This is a genomic window from Klebsiella sp. SYXHC3, assembly GCF_057196925.1.
This window is the reverse complement of record NZ_JBXUNG010000008.1, coordinates 1-16,532: the sequence shown is the minus strand read 5'-3', so window position 1 is coordinate 16,532 and position 16,532 is coordinate 1. Positions and strand designations below refer to the sequence as shown.

The window sequence follows — 16,532 nt, the reverse complement described above, 5'->3', positions numbered from 1 at the left end:
ACAATCGTCATATATTTTAAGGGAACCTTAAAGCATTATTTAATAAATAACCCTATACACCATAGAAAGTAAATCCAATAATTTTACGCTCTTCGTTTTGAGCCCATTCTTTACACTAAATATAAACACTAATTTATAGCGATATCCCGGACCGCTATTTACTCAAATGGATGTGTACATGAGCAATAAACACTTTGAACTAAACAGAACAACCAAAATGCTGGCAAGGATATTTCCCGCCTTATTAATGTTAACGCCAATAGTTGTCGGCGCGGCAACCATTGACCAGTCAACCTCCGCGCCGCAAGACTTCTCGGCTGATAGCGAATACGTTATTAATAGAGACGTTACCGTCTCCTCCGCAGATAACACCCCAGCAGTATCCGTTGGCGGGATGAACGTAGAAAAAGTCACCAACGAAGGTAATATTGCCGGAGCGGGTATCGGTCTGGATATTAATATCGATGCACAATCAGTCGAAATTAATAATAATGAAAATGCAATTATTTCATCTGCAACTGATAATGCCGTTAACGTGCAATCAATGGCGGGTACGTTTAATAATAGCGGAATCATTACTGGCGCTAACAACGGTATTTTCGTTAGCGAAGAGTCATCGGCAATTAGTATCACCAATACCGATACCGGCGTGATTACCGGCAAAAACGGCCTGAGTTCGCAAATTGGCGTCGGGTTAGATAACAGCGGCGCCATCACCGGTACCGCTGGCGATGGTATTGCGTTAAGCGACGGCAACAGCAAAATCAACAACAGCGGCACCGTGCAGGGCAGCGAGAACGGGATCAACGTTGTTGATAGCGCGAAAGCCGATATCATCAACAGCGGTTTACTCGGCGGCGGCGGCGGTACGGCCGTCATGTTCGCCAGCAGCAAAAATAACAGCCTGGTGCTCAATACCGGTTCCTCGCTCATCGGCGATGTCATCTCCACGGGCTCAACGGGTAATACACTCTCGCTGGTCGGTTCTGGCACAGAAGACAGCAACTTCGTCGGCCTGAATGACGGCGACGGTTTTGCCTCCGTGAAAATGAACGGCGAGGCCTGGACGCTCACCGGCAACCTCGACATCATCGGCAGCGGCGATTCCCTCCAGGTTAATAGCGGCCAGTTAACGCTAGCGGGCGCTGTCGCGAATAGCGGCAATACGCTGGTCGCGGAAGCGGCTACGCTACAGTTAGGCAACGGGCAGAAAACCGCGACCCTCACCGGCAGCATGACCAACAACGGTACAGTAATCTTCAATCAGGGAAGCGACTCTACGTTTGCCACCAGCATCATCGGTAGCGGCAACGTGGAGAAAGTCGATGCCAATACCCTGACCTTAACCGGCACCAATAGCTATACCGGCAATACCCTTCTGAAAAGCGGCACCACTCTGGTCGCGGAAGGCGCCACTCTCGGTGTAGCAGACAGCGACGCCACCATCACCATCGAAAATGGCGCGCAATTTGCCAGCGCCGGCGAAGTGAATAACAACATTGATATTCTCAGCGGCGGTATCCTCGCGGCGTGGAATGCGGTTGAAGGTAACGCAACGCTAAGAACATCCGGCGTCGATACGATTAACGGCAATGTGACCAACAGCGGTACGCTGTTACTCAGCGCCGCCGATAATAGCGTTGGCAACAATTTTACGATTAACGGCGACTATACCGGTTCCGCCGGCAGCCAGATCGTAATGAACAGCACCCTCGGCGAAGACAGCGCGCCGACCGACCATCTGTCCATCACCGGCAGCAGCTACGGCCAGTCTGGCGTCAGCATCGCCAATATCGGCGGGCTGGGCGCGCAAACCGTCAATGGTATGGAGATTGTCAGCGTCAGCGGCAGCTCCGAAGCCCAGCTAACCTTATCCAAACCGGTTGTCGCCGGGGCTTATGAGTATGGTCTGTATCAACATGACAACGGCAACTGGTATCTGGAATCCAAAGCGACCCCGTCTGACGATCCGTCGGATGATACTGACGATGGTGACAGCGGCAGCGATAGCGGTAGCGGCACTGATGGCGGCAGCAATACCGATAATGGCGGTCAATCCGCGCCAGAAGTGATGGCGCCGGAAGTCGGCGCTTATCTGGGTAACTACCTTGCTGCACAGAGTATGTTCCTGCATAAACGTGACGATCGCGACCAGCTCACGTTCCGCAACGAAGACAATCTGAACACCTGGATGTACGTTAAGGGCCGCTATCATGAGAACGATGCCGGCGGCGATAAAGTCAGCTATGACACCACTACCACCGTGCTTCAGGTCGGCAGTGATTTCATGAGCAAGCCGATGGACAAAGGGATACTGCGTGCCGGCGGCATGTTTGGCGCGGGCCAGGCGAAAACAGACTCGGATGCGAAACACAACGTGCGTGACGCGCAGGGTAAAGTCGACGGTTTCAACGTTGGCCTGTACGCGACCTGGCAGGAAGATCCGAAATTACGTCTGGGCAGCTACATCGATACCTGGGCGTCCTACAGCTGGTATAACAACACGGTCACCAGCAATCGCAACAATGAAAAGTATGATAGCAAAGGCTTTGCCGCCTCTGTCGAAGTCGGCCATGCATGGGTGATCCCTTCAGACAATGCGCGTACCTGGAAGATTGAACCTCAGGCGCAGATGATCTACAGCTATCTCGATCAGGAAAATCATACCGATCCGGATGGCGTGCGGGTAACGACCGTGGATAACAATAGCCTGTTTGGCCGTCTCGGCGTGAAGAGCAGCTATTTCGAGCAACACGATGTTAAAGCGTGGCAGCCTTATGTTGCCGTGAACTGGCTGAAAGGCGCGGGTCAAAACGATCTGGCATTCAATGGCGAAAAAGTCAGCAACGATACGCCGGACGATCGCGGTCAGTTAGAGCTGGGCGTAACCGGTAATGTGAACGAGACGACCACCATCTCGCTGCGCGCCAGCGGCGAATGGGGTGAAAACAGCTACGCCGCGTATGGCGGCCACATTCTGCTGAATCACCGTTGGTAATGGCTATACACTGAAAGGTAAAAAGCAGTGGCCGAAGCCACTGCTTTTTTTTAGTTATCCAGCTCGTCCATTGACTTCACCTGGTCGCGATTAATCTGCTCCACGCGACCGGTTTCCGCATTTTTGTAGGATACCAGGCCTGTATCATCATCGACCTGCGGCTTACCGCTGGTCACAATTGTTTTGCCATCTGTCGTTTTGAGCGACTGATTTGATGAGCAACCTGCCACAAATACCAGCGCCGTTGCCGCCAGCGCGGATGCCACCAGAATTTTGTTCCGCATTGTATCCTCCTGTCTTTTCATCAATTGGTATCGTTATCGTGCTAACTATAGTTAGCCTGACCCGGCAGGCAGATAAAAGCAGAACTCTCCGAAGATGATTGCCATAAAAAAAGGGCCGACGATATCGTCAGCCCCTGTGTGTCGCTATCCGGCCCGGCCGGTACGCTTATTTAGTGATTTGCGCGTGCATTTCCTGCACCGAAATCACCTTCTCGGTCGCATCGGCATTCAGCGCCATCGCGGTGGCGAAGCCGCCGTTCAGGGTGGTGTCGTAATGCACCTTGTACTGCAGCGCGCTGCGGCGAATCAGCTTGGAGTCTTCAATCGCCTGACGTCCTGCGGTGGTGTTGATGATGTAGGTATATTCGCCATTCTTGATACGGTCCTGAATGTGCGGACGACCTTCATGCACCTTGTTCACCAGACGCGGATTGATACCGGCTTCACCCAGAACAATCGCGGTACCGTGGGTTGCATCCAGCTCGAAGCCCTGTTTCAGCAGTTTTGCCGCCAGGTCGACAACGCGCTCTTTGTCGCCTTCGCGAACGGAGAGCAGCGCGCGGCCCTGTTTCTTCATCGTGGAGTTGCTGCCCAGCTGCGCTTTGGCGAACGCTTCCGCGAAGGTGCGGCCCACGCCCATCACTTCCCCGGTAGAGCGCATTTCCGGCCCTAACAGCGGGTCAACGCCCGGGAATTTGTTGAACGGCAGCACCACCTCTTTCACCGAGTAGTACGGCGGGATGATTTCTTTGGTGACGCCCTGCTGCGCCAGCGTTTTACCGGCCATTACGCGTGCCGCCACTTTCGCCAGCGGTACGCCGGTGGCTTTCGACACGAACGGTACGGTGCGCGCCGCGCGTGGGTTGACTTCAATCAGGTACACTTCGTTGTTTTTCACCGCGAACTGTACGTTCATCAGGCCGCGAACCTGCAGTTCGAAGGCCAGTTTCTGCACCTGCTCACGCATCACATCCTGAATCTCTTTGCTCAGAGTGTAGGCTGGCAGAGAACAGGCGGAGTCGCCGGAGTGCACGCCCGCTTGTTCGATATGTTCCATGATGCCGCCAATCAGCACCATTTCGCCATCGCAGATAGCGTCGACGTCGACTTCAACCGCGTCGTCGAGGAAACGGTCCAGCAGTACCGGCGCATCGTTGGAGACGCTCACCGCGGTCAGGAAGTAACGGCGCAGGTCAGCTTCGTCATAAACAATTTCCATCGCGCGGCCGCCGAGCACGTAAGACGGGCGCACCACCAGCGGATAGCCGATCTCTTTTGCCTTCTCAACCGCTTGCTCAATCGCGGTCACGGTGGCATTCGCCGGCTGCTTCAGTTTCAGGCGGTCAACCGCATGCTGGAAGCGCTCGCGGTCTTCAGCGCGGTCGATGGCGTCCGGGCTGGTGCCGATAACCGGCACGCCTGCGGCTTCCAGTTCACGCGCCAGCTTCAGTGGGGTCTGACCGCCGTACTGCACGATGACGCCTTTCGGCTTCTCGATGCGCACGATTTCCAGTACGTCCTCCAGCGTTACCGGCTCGAAGTACAGACGGTCGGAGGTGTCGTAGTCGGTCGAAACGGTTTCCGGGTTACAGTTGACCATGATGGTCTCGTAACCGTCTTCGCGCAGCGCCAGCGAGGCGTGTACGCAGCAGTAGTCAAACTCGATACCCTGGCCGATACGGTTCGGGCCGCCGCCGAGCACCATGATTTTATCGCGGTCGACGGACGGATTAGATTCGCACTCGTCTTCATAAGTGGAGTACATGTAGGCGGTATCGGTGGCGAATTCCGCCGCGCAGGTATCCACGCGCTTGTAGACCGGGTGCAGGTTGTAGTGATCGCGCAGCTTGCGGATTTCCGCTTCGCGCACGCCTGCCAGTTTCGCCAGACGCGCATCGGCAAAGCCTTTACGCTTCAGGTGGCGCAGGAAGTCAGCGTCGAGGCCGTTGATGCCCACTGCCGCCACTTTCTCTTCCAGGCGCACCAGCTCTTCGATTTGTACCAGGAACCAGCGGTCGATATTGGTCAGGTTGAAGACGCCGTCGACGGAGAGGCCCGCACGGAAGGCATCAGCGATGTACCAGATACGCTCGGCGCCCGCGTCTTTCAGCTCGCGGCGGATTTTGGTCAGCGCTTCCGGATCGTCGAGGCTGACTTTCGGGTCGAAGCCGGTGGCGCCCACTTCCAGGCCGCGCAGCGCTTTCTGCAGAGATTCCTGCTGCGTGCGACCAATCGCCATCACTTCGCCGACGGATTTCATCTGCGTGGTCAGACGGTCGTTAGCGCCAGCGAATTTTTCAAAGTTAAAGCGTGGAATTTTGGTCACAACATAGTCGATGGACGGTTCGAAGGAAGCCGGGGTACGGCCGCCGGTGATATCGTTCATCAGCTCATCGAGGGTGTAACCTACCGCCAGTTTCGCCGCCACTTTGGCAATCGGGAAGCCGGTCGCTTTCGAGGCCAGCGCCGAAGAGCGGGAGACGCGCGGGTTCATTTCGATAACGATAAGGCGACCATCTTTCGGGTTCACCGAGAACTGTACGTTAGAACCGCCGGTTTCCACACCGATTTCACGCAGTACCGCCATCGAGGCGTTACGCATGATTTGGTATTCTTTGTCGGTCAGGGTCTGCGCCGGGGCGACGGTGATGGAGTCGCCGGTGTGAATCCCCATGGCATCGAAGTTTTCAATCGAGCAGACGATGATGCAGTTATCGTTCTTATCGCGCACCACTTCCATCTCGTACTCTTTCCAGCCGATCAGCGATTCATCAATCAGCAGTTCGTTGGTCGGAGAGAGATCCAGACCGCGTTCGCAGATTTCTTCGAACTCTTCGCGGTTATAGGCGATACCGCCGCCGGTGCCGCCCATAGTAAAGGACGGACGGATGATGCATGGGAAGCCAACTTCAGCGGCCACCGCCAGCGCTTCTTCCATGGTGTGCGCAATGCCGGAACGCGCGGTGTCGAGACCGATTTTTTTCATCGCCACGTCGAAGCGACGGCGGTCTTCCGCTTTATCGATCGCATCGGCGGTCGCACCAATCATGGTCACGCCGAACTCTGCCAGCACGCCCTGACGCTCCAGCTCCAGCGCGCAGTTCAGCGCGGTCTGGCCGCCCATGGTCGGCAGCACCGCGTCCGGACGCTCTTTTTCGATAATTTTACGCACCACTTCCCAGTGAATCGGCTCGATATAGGTCGCATCGGCCATTTCCGGGTCGGTCATGATGGTCGCCGGGTTAGAGTTCACCAGAATAACGCGGTAACCCTCTTCGCGCAGGGCTTTACAGGCCTGGGCGCCAGAGTAGTCAAACTCACACGCCTGACCGATAACAATCGGGCCCGCGCCCAGAATCAGGATACTTTTTATGTCTGTACGTTTTGGCATGGCTCTTTTACTCCTGATTATTTCGCGGACTGACGGTATTGCTCAATTAACTCGATAAAGTGGTCGAACAGCGGCGCGGCATCGTGCGGGCCCGGGCTCGCTTCAGGGTGCCCCTGGAAGCTAAACGCCGGCTTGTCGGTACGATGGATCCCCTGCAGGGTGCCGTCGAACAGTGACTTGTGGGTCACGCGCAGGTTGGCAGGCAGCGTCGCTTCATCAACGGCAAAGCCGTGGTTCTGAGCGGTAATCATCACTACATTGTTATCGATATCTTTAACCGGGTGGTTACCGCCGTGGTGGCCGAATTTCATCTTAATGGTCTTCGCGCCGCTCGCCAGCGCCAGCAGCTGATGGCCGAGACAGATGCCAAAGACCGGAATATCGGTGGTGAGGAATTTTTCAATCGCCGCGATGGCGTAATCGCACGGCGCCGGGTCGCCAGGGCCGTTGGAGAGGAAAATACCGTCCGGATTCAGCTTAAGCACGTCTTCTGCCGACGTTTGCGCCGGAACGATAGTCAGGCGGCAGCCGCGGTCAACCAGCATCCGCAGGATATTGCGCTTGGCGCCGAAGTCATAAGCCACGACGTGGAACGGCAGATCGCTTTCCGCCTTCGCTTCCGGCAGGTCGCCCGCCAGTGTCCAGCTCCCCTGGGTCCAGGCGTAAGTCTCTGCGGTCGTGACCTCTTTCGCCAGGTCCATGCCGTTCAGACCAGGGAATGCCTGGGCTTTTTCCAGCGCCAGTTGGGCATCAAGATTATCGCCGGCGATGATGCAGCCATTCTGCGCCCCTTTCTCACGCAGTAAACGCGTCAGCTTACGGGTATCGATATCGGCAATGGCCACAATGTTATGGCGCTTCAGGTAAGAAGAAAGGTCTTCGGTATTGCGGAAGTTGCTGGCAATCAGCGGCAAGTCGCGAATGACCAGACCTTGTGCATGTACCTGAGAAGATTCTTCATCGGCGGCGTTGGTGCCGACATTTCCAATATGGGGATAAGTAAGAGTGACGATTTGGCGGGAATAGGAAGGATCAGTGAGGATTTCTTGATAACCGGTCATTGAAGTATTGAAAACGACTTCCCCAACCGCCGTGCCGGTTGCCCCGATGGCCCGACCGTGAAACTGGGTTCCGTCTTCCAGAACCAAAAGCGCTGACTTAATCAAAACACCCTCCAGAGAATATTCACTCACTTTATTTGCATATTAATTCAGACATAGATCTGAATCAATGCAAATTTTTGCCCGCAGAATTTTGGCAAACGGCGGCATTCTGGAGAGATGTCGGGTAAAAGTCAACTTAAAGCAGATATTTTTAACCTTATTTTACGCCACTGGCGCGTAACGGGCGATTTTTACGGTAAAAAGATCAACTAACCTGGTTGAGAAAACGCTTGCGGGCGTGGAAAACTGTAAAATCAGTCACCGGAGGGGAAAAAAGTGGACCAGATGGTCAAAATTTACAATCCAATAACCATAAATCATGAGATAATCCAGATTTTTAAACCACTAACAAAGAAAAATAGTTCAAAAGGGAAAAATAAAAAAGGGCAATAAAATATTGCCCTTTGCAATCAATCACATATTGAATGCAATAACCACATCACGATGGGTAATAATCATTATAAAGCATTCAGATCAAGCACATCTTTCATGTCAAAGAGACCATTTTTTTTGTCTTTCAACCACAAAGCAGAACGAACGGCGCCATTGGCAAAAGTCATCCGACTGGAAGCCTTGTGGGTAATTTCGATACGTTCCCCGATATCGGCGAACATCGCCGTATGTTCGCCGACGATGTCGCCCGCGCGAACGGTAGCAAAGCCAATGGTACCAGGAACGCGTTCGCCGGTATGACCTTCACGACTGTAGACGGCGCAGTCCTTCAGATCTTTGTTCAATGCCCCGGCGATCGCCTCGCCCATCGCCAGCGCGGTACCTGATGGCGCATCCACTTTATGCCTGTGGTGCGCTTCGATAATTTCGATATCGGTATAATCGCCCATCACCTTCGCCGCCTTCTCCAGCAGCTTTAACAGCACGTTGACGCCAACGCTAAAGTTAGCGGCAAAGACGATGGCAATGTCCTGCGCGGCATCGCTAATCGCCTGCTTTCCGGCATCATCAAAACCGGTGGTGCCGATCACCATCCCTTTGCCGTGCTGACGGCAGAAAGCCAAATGGTTGAGCGTGCCTTCCGGGCGAGTAAAATCGATCAATACATCGAAATCATCGTTTACCGCCGCCAGGCTACTTTGTACCGTAACGCCTGATTTGCCTGCGCCTGCCAGCTCGCCCGCATCGCTGCCCACCAGGCTTGAACCTTCGCGCTCCAGCGCCGCGCCAAGCGCCACGCCTTCCATCTGCAGCGCAGCCTGAATTAACTGGCGTCCCATCCGGCCTCCCGCGCCGGCGATGGCCACGCGGATTTGTGCATCTTGCATAGCTATTCTCTTTTGTTAACTTCACGTGAATTGTTTTCAGAGTAACCAGCCCGTTGCATAGCCGCTACTCAAAAACGCCGATAATTAGAAATTTATGACAAACGGCGGTCGATATCAGTAAAAACTATATGATTGTGCCGCGATTCGGCGTTTAAGTAGTGGAATTCGGGTGGGGGTACGGTAGCGCCCCGCCCGCGCGGTGCGGGCTAAGGCGTTGTTGTACTAAATCAAAGAGGGAAAAGCTCACCGGCGGGAAAAGCGGACAAAAACCAGGTTACCGCCAACAAATCGGCGCTGCCGCCGGGGCTAAGGTGGCGGGCAATCAGTTCGTCATCGAATTGACGCAACGCCTCCAGCCCGCCGTCAGCCATGACGCCGCCCTGCCACAACAGCCGCTGCGCCTCCTGCTGCACAAAGTTCAGGCCGGCAAGCCCGCCGCGTGAGACCAGATTGGTGTCATCATTCCACGCCATCAGATGCAGCAAGGTTTGCAGCAACGCCAGGTTGCTATCGCCAGTCTCTTCCATCATGCGGTTGAACACCGGTAGCGCCTGGGTTCGCACGGTACGAAAGCCGCTCTCAGCCTCGCCGCGGGCGCCGGAGAGACCATAACGTAGAAAATGGGCTTCGCCTTTGCTTAACGGTTCGCCGCTGGAAGCGGAGAGTTCTTGCATAACCATGCCGCGACAGAATCGCGCCACCTGATCGCACAGCCGATGCTGTTCAATCGGCTCGCCTTTCGATACCAGCCTTCCCGCCGCCGCGCTCAGCAAACCGAAAGCGAAGATCGCCCCGCGATGGGTATTCACCCCGCCGGTGACCTCCAGCATATCGTTCTCACAGGCCATTCCCACTGGACGCAGCATCATTAACACCTGTTCCGGCACGATCGCCGCGGTATCGTGGCCCATGATGAAAAATTTCTCCATCCACGGCGCCACCACCGCGGTACTGGCCTCAAACGAGGCCAGGTCCATATCGTGATGGGCGCCAGCGTTACGAATATCCACCAACCCGGGCTTTGGGGTCAGGCGAACTTCGGTCAACAGCGCGCGCTCTACCGCGCTGACCACCTCTTCAGCGTTCAGCGGTTTCACGCGCAGCGAACGCTGCGGATTGATTAACACTTCGCTCATTGCCCTTCCCCCTCTGCATTTAGTCGCTGTTTTTCACCTGACGAATAACATCAAGCACGGAGCCATCGCGATAGCGCACCACCGCCACCACCCGATCGGTAAACTCGATCGGCTGCGGCTTGCCGGTTAGCAGTTCCGCACGCTGCTGCAGTTCCTCAATAGTCATCAGCGGAATGCCCGCGTTGCGCAAATTGTCGATCAGATCCTGGCGCGCCGGGTTTACCGCTATGCCGTGGTCGGTGACCAGCACATCTACACTGGCTCCCGGCGTGACGCGGGTCAGCACTTTTTCCACGACGCAGGGAATACGGCCGCGAACTAATGGCGCGGTAATGATGGTCAAATCCGCGCCGGCGGCGGTATCGCTATGGCCGCCGGACGCGCCGCGCAGCACGCCGTTAGAGCCGGTCATCACGTTAACGTTAAAGTCGGTATCGATTTCCAGCGCGCTGAGCATCACCACGTTTAAGCGCTCGCAGGAGGCGCCTTTAGAGCCCGGGCTGGCATACTGGTTGGTGGAGATCTCAACGTGGTTTGGGTTCTGCGCCAATGAACGCGCCGCGTCGCCATCGAACGATTGGGTATCGAGCAGCGTTTTAATCAACCCTTTTTCGTGCAGGTCAACCATCGTCCCGGTGATGCCGCCAAGGCCGAAGCTGGCGGTAATATCGTTACGGCGCATTTTATCTTCGAGGAAGCGGCTCACCGCCAGCGAGGCGCCGCCGGTACCGGTCTGCAGCGAAAAACCATCTTTAAAGTACCCGGAATGCTCAACAACTTTCGCCGCCTGGCGGGCGATCAGCAGCTCACGCGGGTTGCTGGTCAGACGGATCGCGCCAGCGGTGATTTTTTCCGGATCGCCGACTTCGTCCACCTGGACTATCAGATCGACCTGATCCTGGGCGATACTGGCCGGATAGTTAGGATAATCCACCCACTCTTCGGTCAGCAGCACTACGCATTTGGCATGTTCCGCATCAACGCGCGCGTAGCCCAGCGAACCGCAGCGTGATTTACCGCTAAAGCCGTTGGCGTTGCCAAACTCATCGCAGCAAGGAACGCCGAGAAACGCGACATCAATCGACAGCTCGCCGTTTTGAATCAGCTGTACGCGACCGCCGTGGGAGTGGATCTGTACCGGGTTTTCCATCAAACCGGCGGAGATCTCCTCGCCCAACTTGCCGCGCAGGCCGGAGGTGTAGATCTGGCGGATCACGCCATTTTTAATATGCTCGATCAGCGGCCAGTGGGCGTCGATCAGCGAACTGGATGCCAGCGTCAGATCGCGAAAACCCATTTCCGCCAGCTTCGCCACTACCATATTGACGACTTTGTCACCGCCGCGAAACGCGTGGTGGAACGAAATGGTCATGCCGTTTTGCAAACCGGAACGACGAATCGCCGTTTCCAGCGAATCGCAGATTTTACGCTGACGTTTTTCGCTTTCGCTCGCCAACCACGGGCTTTTCGCCGTCACGCCCGCATAAGGAGCTAACCCTTCCGGCATCACGTACTGCTGATTAAGCATTGTTACTGTCTCTTTCATCTTATTCCCCTTAATCACGAATACCGGAAGCCGAGAGCGCCACCACTTTGCGAGCATGGTCGATAATCGGTCCATCGATCATCTTGCCGTTCAGCGATACCACGCCAAGACCTCGCGTTTCGGCTTCTTCCGCCGCGGCAATCACTTCCAGCGCGTGATCGACCTCTTTGCGCGTCGGGGCATAGACCTGATGCAGGAGTTCAATTTGTCGTGGGTTAACCAACGATTTGCCGTTAAAACCGAGGTTTTTGGCCAGATTCGCTTCCGCCAGGAAGCCCTCTTCGTTATTGATATCCGACCACACCACGTCATAGGCGGCGATGCCGGCAACGCGCGCGGCATGCAGTACAGCGCAGCGGGCGTAGAACAGTTCAGTACCGTCGCCGCGGGAGGTGCCCATATCCATGACGTAATCGAAGGCCGCCAGCGCGATCGCCGCCAGACGCGGGCTGGCGCGGGCGATCTCCACCGCGTTCACCACGCCCAGCGCCGACTCGATCGCCGCCATTAACTTGGTGCTGCCCACTTCCCGGCCGCACTCGCGTTCAATCCGCTCAACATGCGCTTCCAGCTCATGGATATCTTCTTTGCTGTCGGTTTTCGGCAGACGCACCATATCCACGCCCGCGCGGACTACCGCTTCAAGGTCGGCGAGACCGAACGGCGTATTCAGCGGGTTAATGCGCACCACGGTTTCGATATCCTGATACAGCGGATGCTGCAGCGCCTGATGCACCAGCAGGCGGGCGGTATCTTTTTCGCGTAGCGAAACGGCATCTTCAAGGTCGAACATCACCGCATCGGCGCCGTAAACGAATGAAGTGCTTAACATGGCGGCATTAGCGCCAGGGATGAACAGCATACTGCGACGTGGTTTCATAGCTGGCTCCATTGTAATTGGGACTGTTGCGCCGCGCGCAGCGCCGCGGCCTGTACGCGGGCCCGCAGTACGCACTCCAGCGCGCCTTTATCATCGACCACCACGTTGGCCTGCTTCACGCCAAGCTGCGCCAGCGTTTCTCTGACTACCTGCTCAATTGCGGCGCCAAACTGCTGTTTCACAATGCTGTCGATTTCCAGCTGAATGCCCGGCTGCGCCGCCGGTCCAATCCTGACCATCACATCGCTGGATTCCAGCGTGCCGGCCAGGGCGTCAATCTTCATTTCCATAGGGGAAAATCCTTAGTTAGGGCATAAAAATCAGGCGGTTTGATGTTCGCTTTCCGCCAGTTGCATCAGAAAAGAGAGGGTCCCCGGCGGTACCAGCGCCGCGACCGCCTGCCAGTTGCGCTGTCGATAGAGTTCGCGCACTCGGGAGGCCGACACGGGTCCGCCATTTTTTTCGATTCGCGCCAGCTCAACCACTTCAATGGGCGGCGCGTCGCCTGGCGCTTCCAGCAGGGACTTCATGCGCTGGTTGTAATTACGGGTCAGGGGACACAGCGGCTCGGTGCCAACAAAGCGATGGGTAATCTGTAGCGCCGGGGCCAGACGCTCGCGGAAGAGCTGTAGGTCAATCTGGCTGTGGCAGTCATCAACCACCCCCTGCTCTTTCAGGAAATAGCCGGGGAACGTCGCCCGCGAGATCAGATACGCCGAACCAGGATGCAGCGTCACCTTATCGATGCCGGCAATCCCCTGTTCAATGAGTTTGAAGCGATCGTGATAGGAAAAGCAGGACGCATCTTCTTTGACCACAAACAGATGTAGCCAGTCGCACTGGCTGGCCGCCTGTTCCACCAACCAGCGGTGGCCAAAGGTGAAGGGGTTGGCGTTCATCACGATAGCGCCGATTTTTCTTCCCGGCTGACGGTACATCGCCAACTGTCGGCAGTAACGAGTCAGTCGTTCGCGGCTATTTTCCATTAGCACGGCGCGGTCGCCCGCCTGGGCTATCGGCCAGAAGCCGGCGCCGGAAAATAGCGCGGCATTGCAAGGTTTAGTGAACAAAAACAGTTCGCTGCGCCCCAGTTCATAGGCCAGCGTCAGGAGCTCGGTCAGTAATTTAAGGCTCAGCCCTTCCCCCTGCAGCGAGGGATCGATGGCAATACATTTCAGTACATTGCCGGCAATAGCACCGCAGCCGACCAGCCGCTGTTGATACTCGGCGACGATCGCCATTTCACAGTCGGCTTCTAACGACAGCTGATGCTGGCGAAGAAACCGATCGATCGCTTCTCGCCGCGGTTTATCTTTTAATAGCTGAACGCGTTTTAATATCAGAGTCATTTTTAGCGCTTCGTTATTCCAAAACGAACTGTATTTCGCCAGCGTTCGGCTGTTGATACTTGTATTTAAGTCACAGTTTTTCTCGTGGCTTAATTGGCTTTATGGTTTTTATGTTGTTAATTAATTCAGCATCATTAAACCAATTAAATTAATAAAAAACACGAGTATTCAGTGAAGGTAATCACACCTTACCACTAAAGCTATTTATTACTATGCGCCGGTATTATTACTCCATCAATAAACAGGAAAACGTTTATGACTAACATGAGTCAGGCTCCGGCGACGGAGAAAAAGGGCGTTAGCGACCTGCTGGGATTTAAAATCTTCGGTATGCCGCTCCCCCTTTACGCGTTTGCGTTAATTACGCTATTACTTTCACATTTTTATAACGCTTTACCCACCGACATCGTCGGCGGTTTTGCCATCATGTTTATCATCGGCGCTATATTCGGTGAAATTGGCAAACGCCTGCCAATATTCAACAAATATATAGGCGGTGCTCCAGTAATGATTTTCCTGGTAGCCGCCTATTTCGTTTACGCCGGTATTTTTACGCAGAAAGAAATCGATGCTATCAGCAACGTTATGGATAAGAGTAACTTCCTTAACTTATTCATCGCGGTATTAATTACCGGAGCAATTCTGTCGGTAAACCGCCGGCTGCTGCTGAAATCACTGCTCGGCTATATTCCAACCATCCTGATGGGCATTGTCGGCGCGTCTATTTTCGGTATCGCTATCGGCCTGGTGTTCGGTATTCCGGTGGATCGCATCATGATGCTGTACGTCCTGCCGATCATGGGCGGCGGCAACGGCGCGGGCGCGGTTCCGCTGTCGGAGATCTATCACTCCGTCACCGGTCGTTCTCGCGAAGAGTACTACTCAACCGCTATCGCTATTCTGACCATCGCTAACATCTTCGCCATCGTCTTTGCCGCCGTCCTCGATATCATCGGCAAAAAACACACCTGGATGAGCGGCGAAGGCGAACTGGTGCGTAAAGCCTCGTTCAAAGTCGAAGATGACGAGAAAGCGGGACAAATCACGCATCGTGAAACCGCCGTCGGTCTGGTGCTTGCCACGACCTGTTTCCTGCTGGCGTACGTCGTCGCGAAGAAAATCCTGCCAAGCATTGGCGGCGTTTCGATTCACTACTTCGCGTGGATGGTGCTGATCGTTGCAGCGCTGAACGCCTCCGGCCTGTGTTCACCGGAAATCAAAGCCGGCGCCAAGCGTCTGTCTGATTTCTTCTCTAAACAGCTGCTGTGGGTACTGATGGTCGGCGTCGGCGTTTGCTACACCGACCTGCAGGAAATCATCAACGCCATCACCTTCGCTAACGTCGTTATCGCCGCCATTATCGTTATCGGCGCAGTGATCGGCGCGGCGATCGGCGGCTGGATGATGGGCTTCTTCCCAATTGAATCAGCGATCACCGCTGGCCTGTGTATGGCTAACCGCGGCGGTTCCGGCGACCTGGAAGTTCTTTCTGCCTGTAACCGTATGAGCCTTATCTCTTATGCGCAAATCTCCTCCCGTTTGGGCGGCGGTATTGTGCTGGTCATCGCCAGCATCGTGTTCGGCATGATGATTTAACCCATACGCACGATGGCGCCGTTGAGCGGCCGAAGAAGTTGACCCAGTCAGGGACCAGCGCCGGGGGCGGCTGCGGGAAATCCACCCTGCTCCTTAGCCGGAAGCGTCGACAAGCTCGCCAACCAACGCGCCATCGTGCCCTTATTCGAGATTTTTTATGACTGATGCCGTTCTGTTAGGCGAAGGCTTCACCCTGATGTTCCTCGGCATGGGCTTTGTGCTGGCGTTTCTGCTGCTGCTCATTTTCGCCATCCGGGGAATGTCTCTCGCCGTTACCCGTCTGTTCCCTGAGCCGCCTGCCGCGCCCAAACCGGCGCCTGCGGCCGTCGCGCCCGCTGACGACTTCGCCCGTTTAAAGCCGGCGATTGTCGCCGCCATTCATCACCATCGCCGCCTTAATTCTTAATTCACGGAGGAATTCATGACCGTTGCCATTACCGATGTCGTCCTGCGCGACGCCCACCAGTCCCTGTTCGCCACCCGTCTGCGCCTCGACGATATGCTGCCCGTTGCCGCTCAGCTGGATGACGTCGGCTACCGCTCCCTCGAATGCTGGGGCGGCGCCACCTTTGACGCCTGCATCCGCTTCCTCGGCGAGGACCCGTGGGTCCGCCTGCGCGAGCTGAAAAAAGCGATGCCGAAAACTCCGCTGCAGATGCTGCTGCGCGGCCAGAACCTGCTCGGCTACCGCCACTACGCCGATGACGTGGTGGAGCGCTTTGTGGAGCGCGCCGTCAAAAACGGCATGGACGTCTTCCGCGTCTTTGATGCCATGAACGACCCGCGCAACATGCAGGCCGCCCTGCAGGCGGTCCGCCGCCACGGCGCCCATGCCCAGGGCACCCTCAGCTACACCACCAGCCCGGCGCACACCCTGCAGACCTGGCTCGACCTCACCGAACAGCTGCT

General features: G+C 55.7%; 12 protein-coding genes and 1 pseudogene. 4 read left to right on the top strand and 9 right to left on the bottom strand.

Features of this window, described 5'->3' with window-relative positions:
- Positions 1-178: 178 nt before the first annotated feature.
- Complete coding sequence (locus tag AC2CGP_RS18425; protein WP_196795872.1) at positions 179-2,998, top strand: autotransporter family protein; 2,820 nt, start codon at positions 179-181, stop codon at positions 2,996-2,998.
- A gap of 50 nt (positions 2,999-3,048) precedes the next feature.
- Here AC2CGP_RS18425 and AC2CGP_RS18420 read toward each other — a convergent pair whose 3' ends face one another.
- The 9 genes from AC2CGP_RS18420 to citC form a co-directional block, all read right to left on the bottom strand.
- Complete coding sequence (locus tag AC2CGP_RS18420) at positions 3,049-3,282, bottom strand: YgdI/YgdR family lipoprotein (RefSeq protein WP_015368299.1); 234 nt, start codon at positions 3,280-3,282, stop codon at positions 3,049-3,051.
- Between the two features lie 166 nt (positions 3,283-3,448).
- Positions 3,449-6,673, bottom strand: a complete 3,225-nt coding sequence (gene carB / locus AC2CGP_RS18415; RefSeq protein ID WP_020079631.1) for a carbamoyl-phosphate synthase large subunit — start codon at positions 6,671-6,673, stop codon at positions 3,449-3,451.
- A 17-nt stretch (positions 6,674-6,690) separates the two neighbouring features.
- Positions 6,691-7,839, bottom strand: coding sequence for a glutamine-hydrolyzing carbamoyl-phosphate synthase small subunit (gene carA, locus AC2CGP_RS18410; RefSeq protein WP_015704367.1), 1,149 nt, complete (start codon positions 7,837-7,839; stop codon positions 6,691-6,693).
- Positions 7,840-8,294: 455 nt separating this feature from the next.
- Entirely contained in the window at positions 8,295-9,116 is an 822-nt protein-coding gene (dapB, locus tag AC2CGP_RS18405; RefSeq protein ID WP_020079632.1) for a 4-hydroxy-tetrahydrodipicolinate reductase, read from the bottom strand.
- A gap of 227 nt (positions 9,117-9,343) precedes the next feature.
- A complete protein-coding gene (gene citG / locus AC2CGP_RS18400; protein ID WP_015368305.1) occupies positions 9,344-10,252 on the bottom strand; it encodes a triphosphoribosyl-dephospho-CoA synthase CitG in 909 nt (302 codons plus the stop codon).
- A gap of 19 nt (positions 10,253-10,271) precedes the next feature.
- Positions 10,272-11,798, bottom strand: coding sequence for a citrate lyase subunit alpha (gene citF / locus AC2CGP_RS18395; RefSeq protein ID WP_086630737.1), 1,527 nt, complete (start codon positions 11,796-11,798; stop codon positions 10,272-10,274).
- Between the two features lie 10 nt (positions 11,799-11,808).
- Positions 11,809-12,678, bottom strand: coding sequence for a citrate (pro-3S)-lyase subunit beta (gene citE, locus AC2CGP_RS18390; protein WP_015368307.1), 870 nt, complete (start codon positions 12,676-12,678; stop codon positions 11,809-11,811).
- Positions 12,675-12,968, bottom strand: coding sequence for a citrate lyase acyl carrier protein (gene citD, locus AC2CGP_RS18385; RefSeq protein ID WP_012542888.1), 294 nt, complete (start codon positions 12,966-12,968; stop codon positions 12,675-12,677). Before citD ends, citE begins: the two co-directional genes overlap by 4 nt.
- Before the next feature lie 30 nt (positions 12,969-12,998).
- A complete protein-coding gene (gene citC, locus AC2CGP_RS18380; protein WP_063410925.1) occupies positions 12,999-14,027 on the bottom strand; it encodes a [citrate (pro-3S)-lyase] ligase in 1,029 nt (342 codons plus the stop codon).
- Positions 14,028-14,282: 255 nt separating this feature from the next.
- On the opposite strand from citC, the gene citS reads away from it, so the two are divergent.
- The 3 genes and pseudogenes from citS to AC2CGP_RS18365 all read left to right on the top strand — a co-directional run.
- Positions 14,283-15,623 (top strand): citrate/sodium symporter CitS, encoded by a 1,341-nt coding sequence (gene citS / locus AC2CGP_RS18375; protein WP_042893961.1) that lies wholly within the window; start codon positions 14,283-14,285, stop codon positions 15,621-15,623.
- A gap of 157 nt (positions 15,624-15,780) precedes the next feature.
- Positions 15,781-16,029: an oxaloacetate decarboxylase subunit gamma gene (locus AC2CGP_RS18370; protein WP_015703617.1), complete on the top strand. Its 249-nt coding sequence runs from the start codon at positions 15,781-15,783 to the stop codon at positions 16,027-16,029.
- Between the two features lie 15 nt (positions 16,030-16,044).
- Positions 16,045-16,532: pseudogene (locus tag AC2CGP_RS18365) on the top strand (sodium-extruding oxaloacetate decarboxylase subunit alpha); the annotation flags it as partial.

Bases quoted from the DNA above. Each gene is read 5' to 3' on its own strand.
- carB (WP_020079631.1), bottom strand. From the start codon at position 6,673: ATGCCAAAACGTACAGACATAAAAAGTATCCTGATTCTGGGCGCGGGC.
- AC2CGP_RS18425 (WP_196795872.1), top strand. From the start codon at position 179: ATGAGCAATAAACACTTTGAACTAAACAGAACAACCAAAATGCTGGCA.
- citC (WP_063410925.1), bottom strand. From the start codon at position 14,027: ATGACTCTGATATTAAAACGCGTTCAGCTATTAAAAGATAAACCGCGG.
- dapB (WP_020079632.1), bottom strand. From the start codon at position 9,116: ATGCAAGATGCACAAATCCGCGTGGCCATCGCCGGCGCGGGAGGCCGG.
- citD (WP_012542888.1), bottom strand. From the start codon at position 12,968: ATGGAAATGAAGATTGACGCCCTGGCCGGCACGCTGGAATCCAGCGAT.
- citG (WP_015368305.1), bottom strand. From the start codon at position 10,252: ATGAGCGAAGTGTTAATCAATCCGCAGCGTTCGCTGCGCGTGAAACCG.
- citS (WP_042893961.1), top strand. From the start codon at position 14,283: ATGACTAACATGAGTCAGGCTCCGGCGACGGAGAAAAAGGGCGTTAGC.
- citF (WP_086630737.1), bottom strand. From the start codon at position 11,798: ATGAAAGAGACAGTAACAATGCTTAATCAGCAGTACGTGATGCCGGAA.
- AC2CGP_RS18370 (WP_015703617.1), top strand. From the start codon at position 15,781: ATGACTGATGCCGTTCTGTTAGGCGAAGGCTTCACCCTGATGTTCCTC.
- AC2CGP_RS18420 (WP_015368299.1), bottom strand. From the start codon at position 3,282: ATGCGGAACAAAATTCTGGTGGCATCCGCGCTGGCGGCAACGGCGCTG.
- citE (WP_015368307.1), bottom strand. From the start codon at position 12,678: ATGAAACCACGTCGCAGTATGCTGTTCATCCCTGGCGCTAATGCCGCC.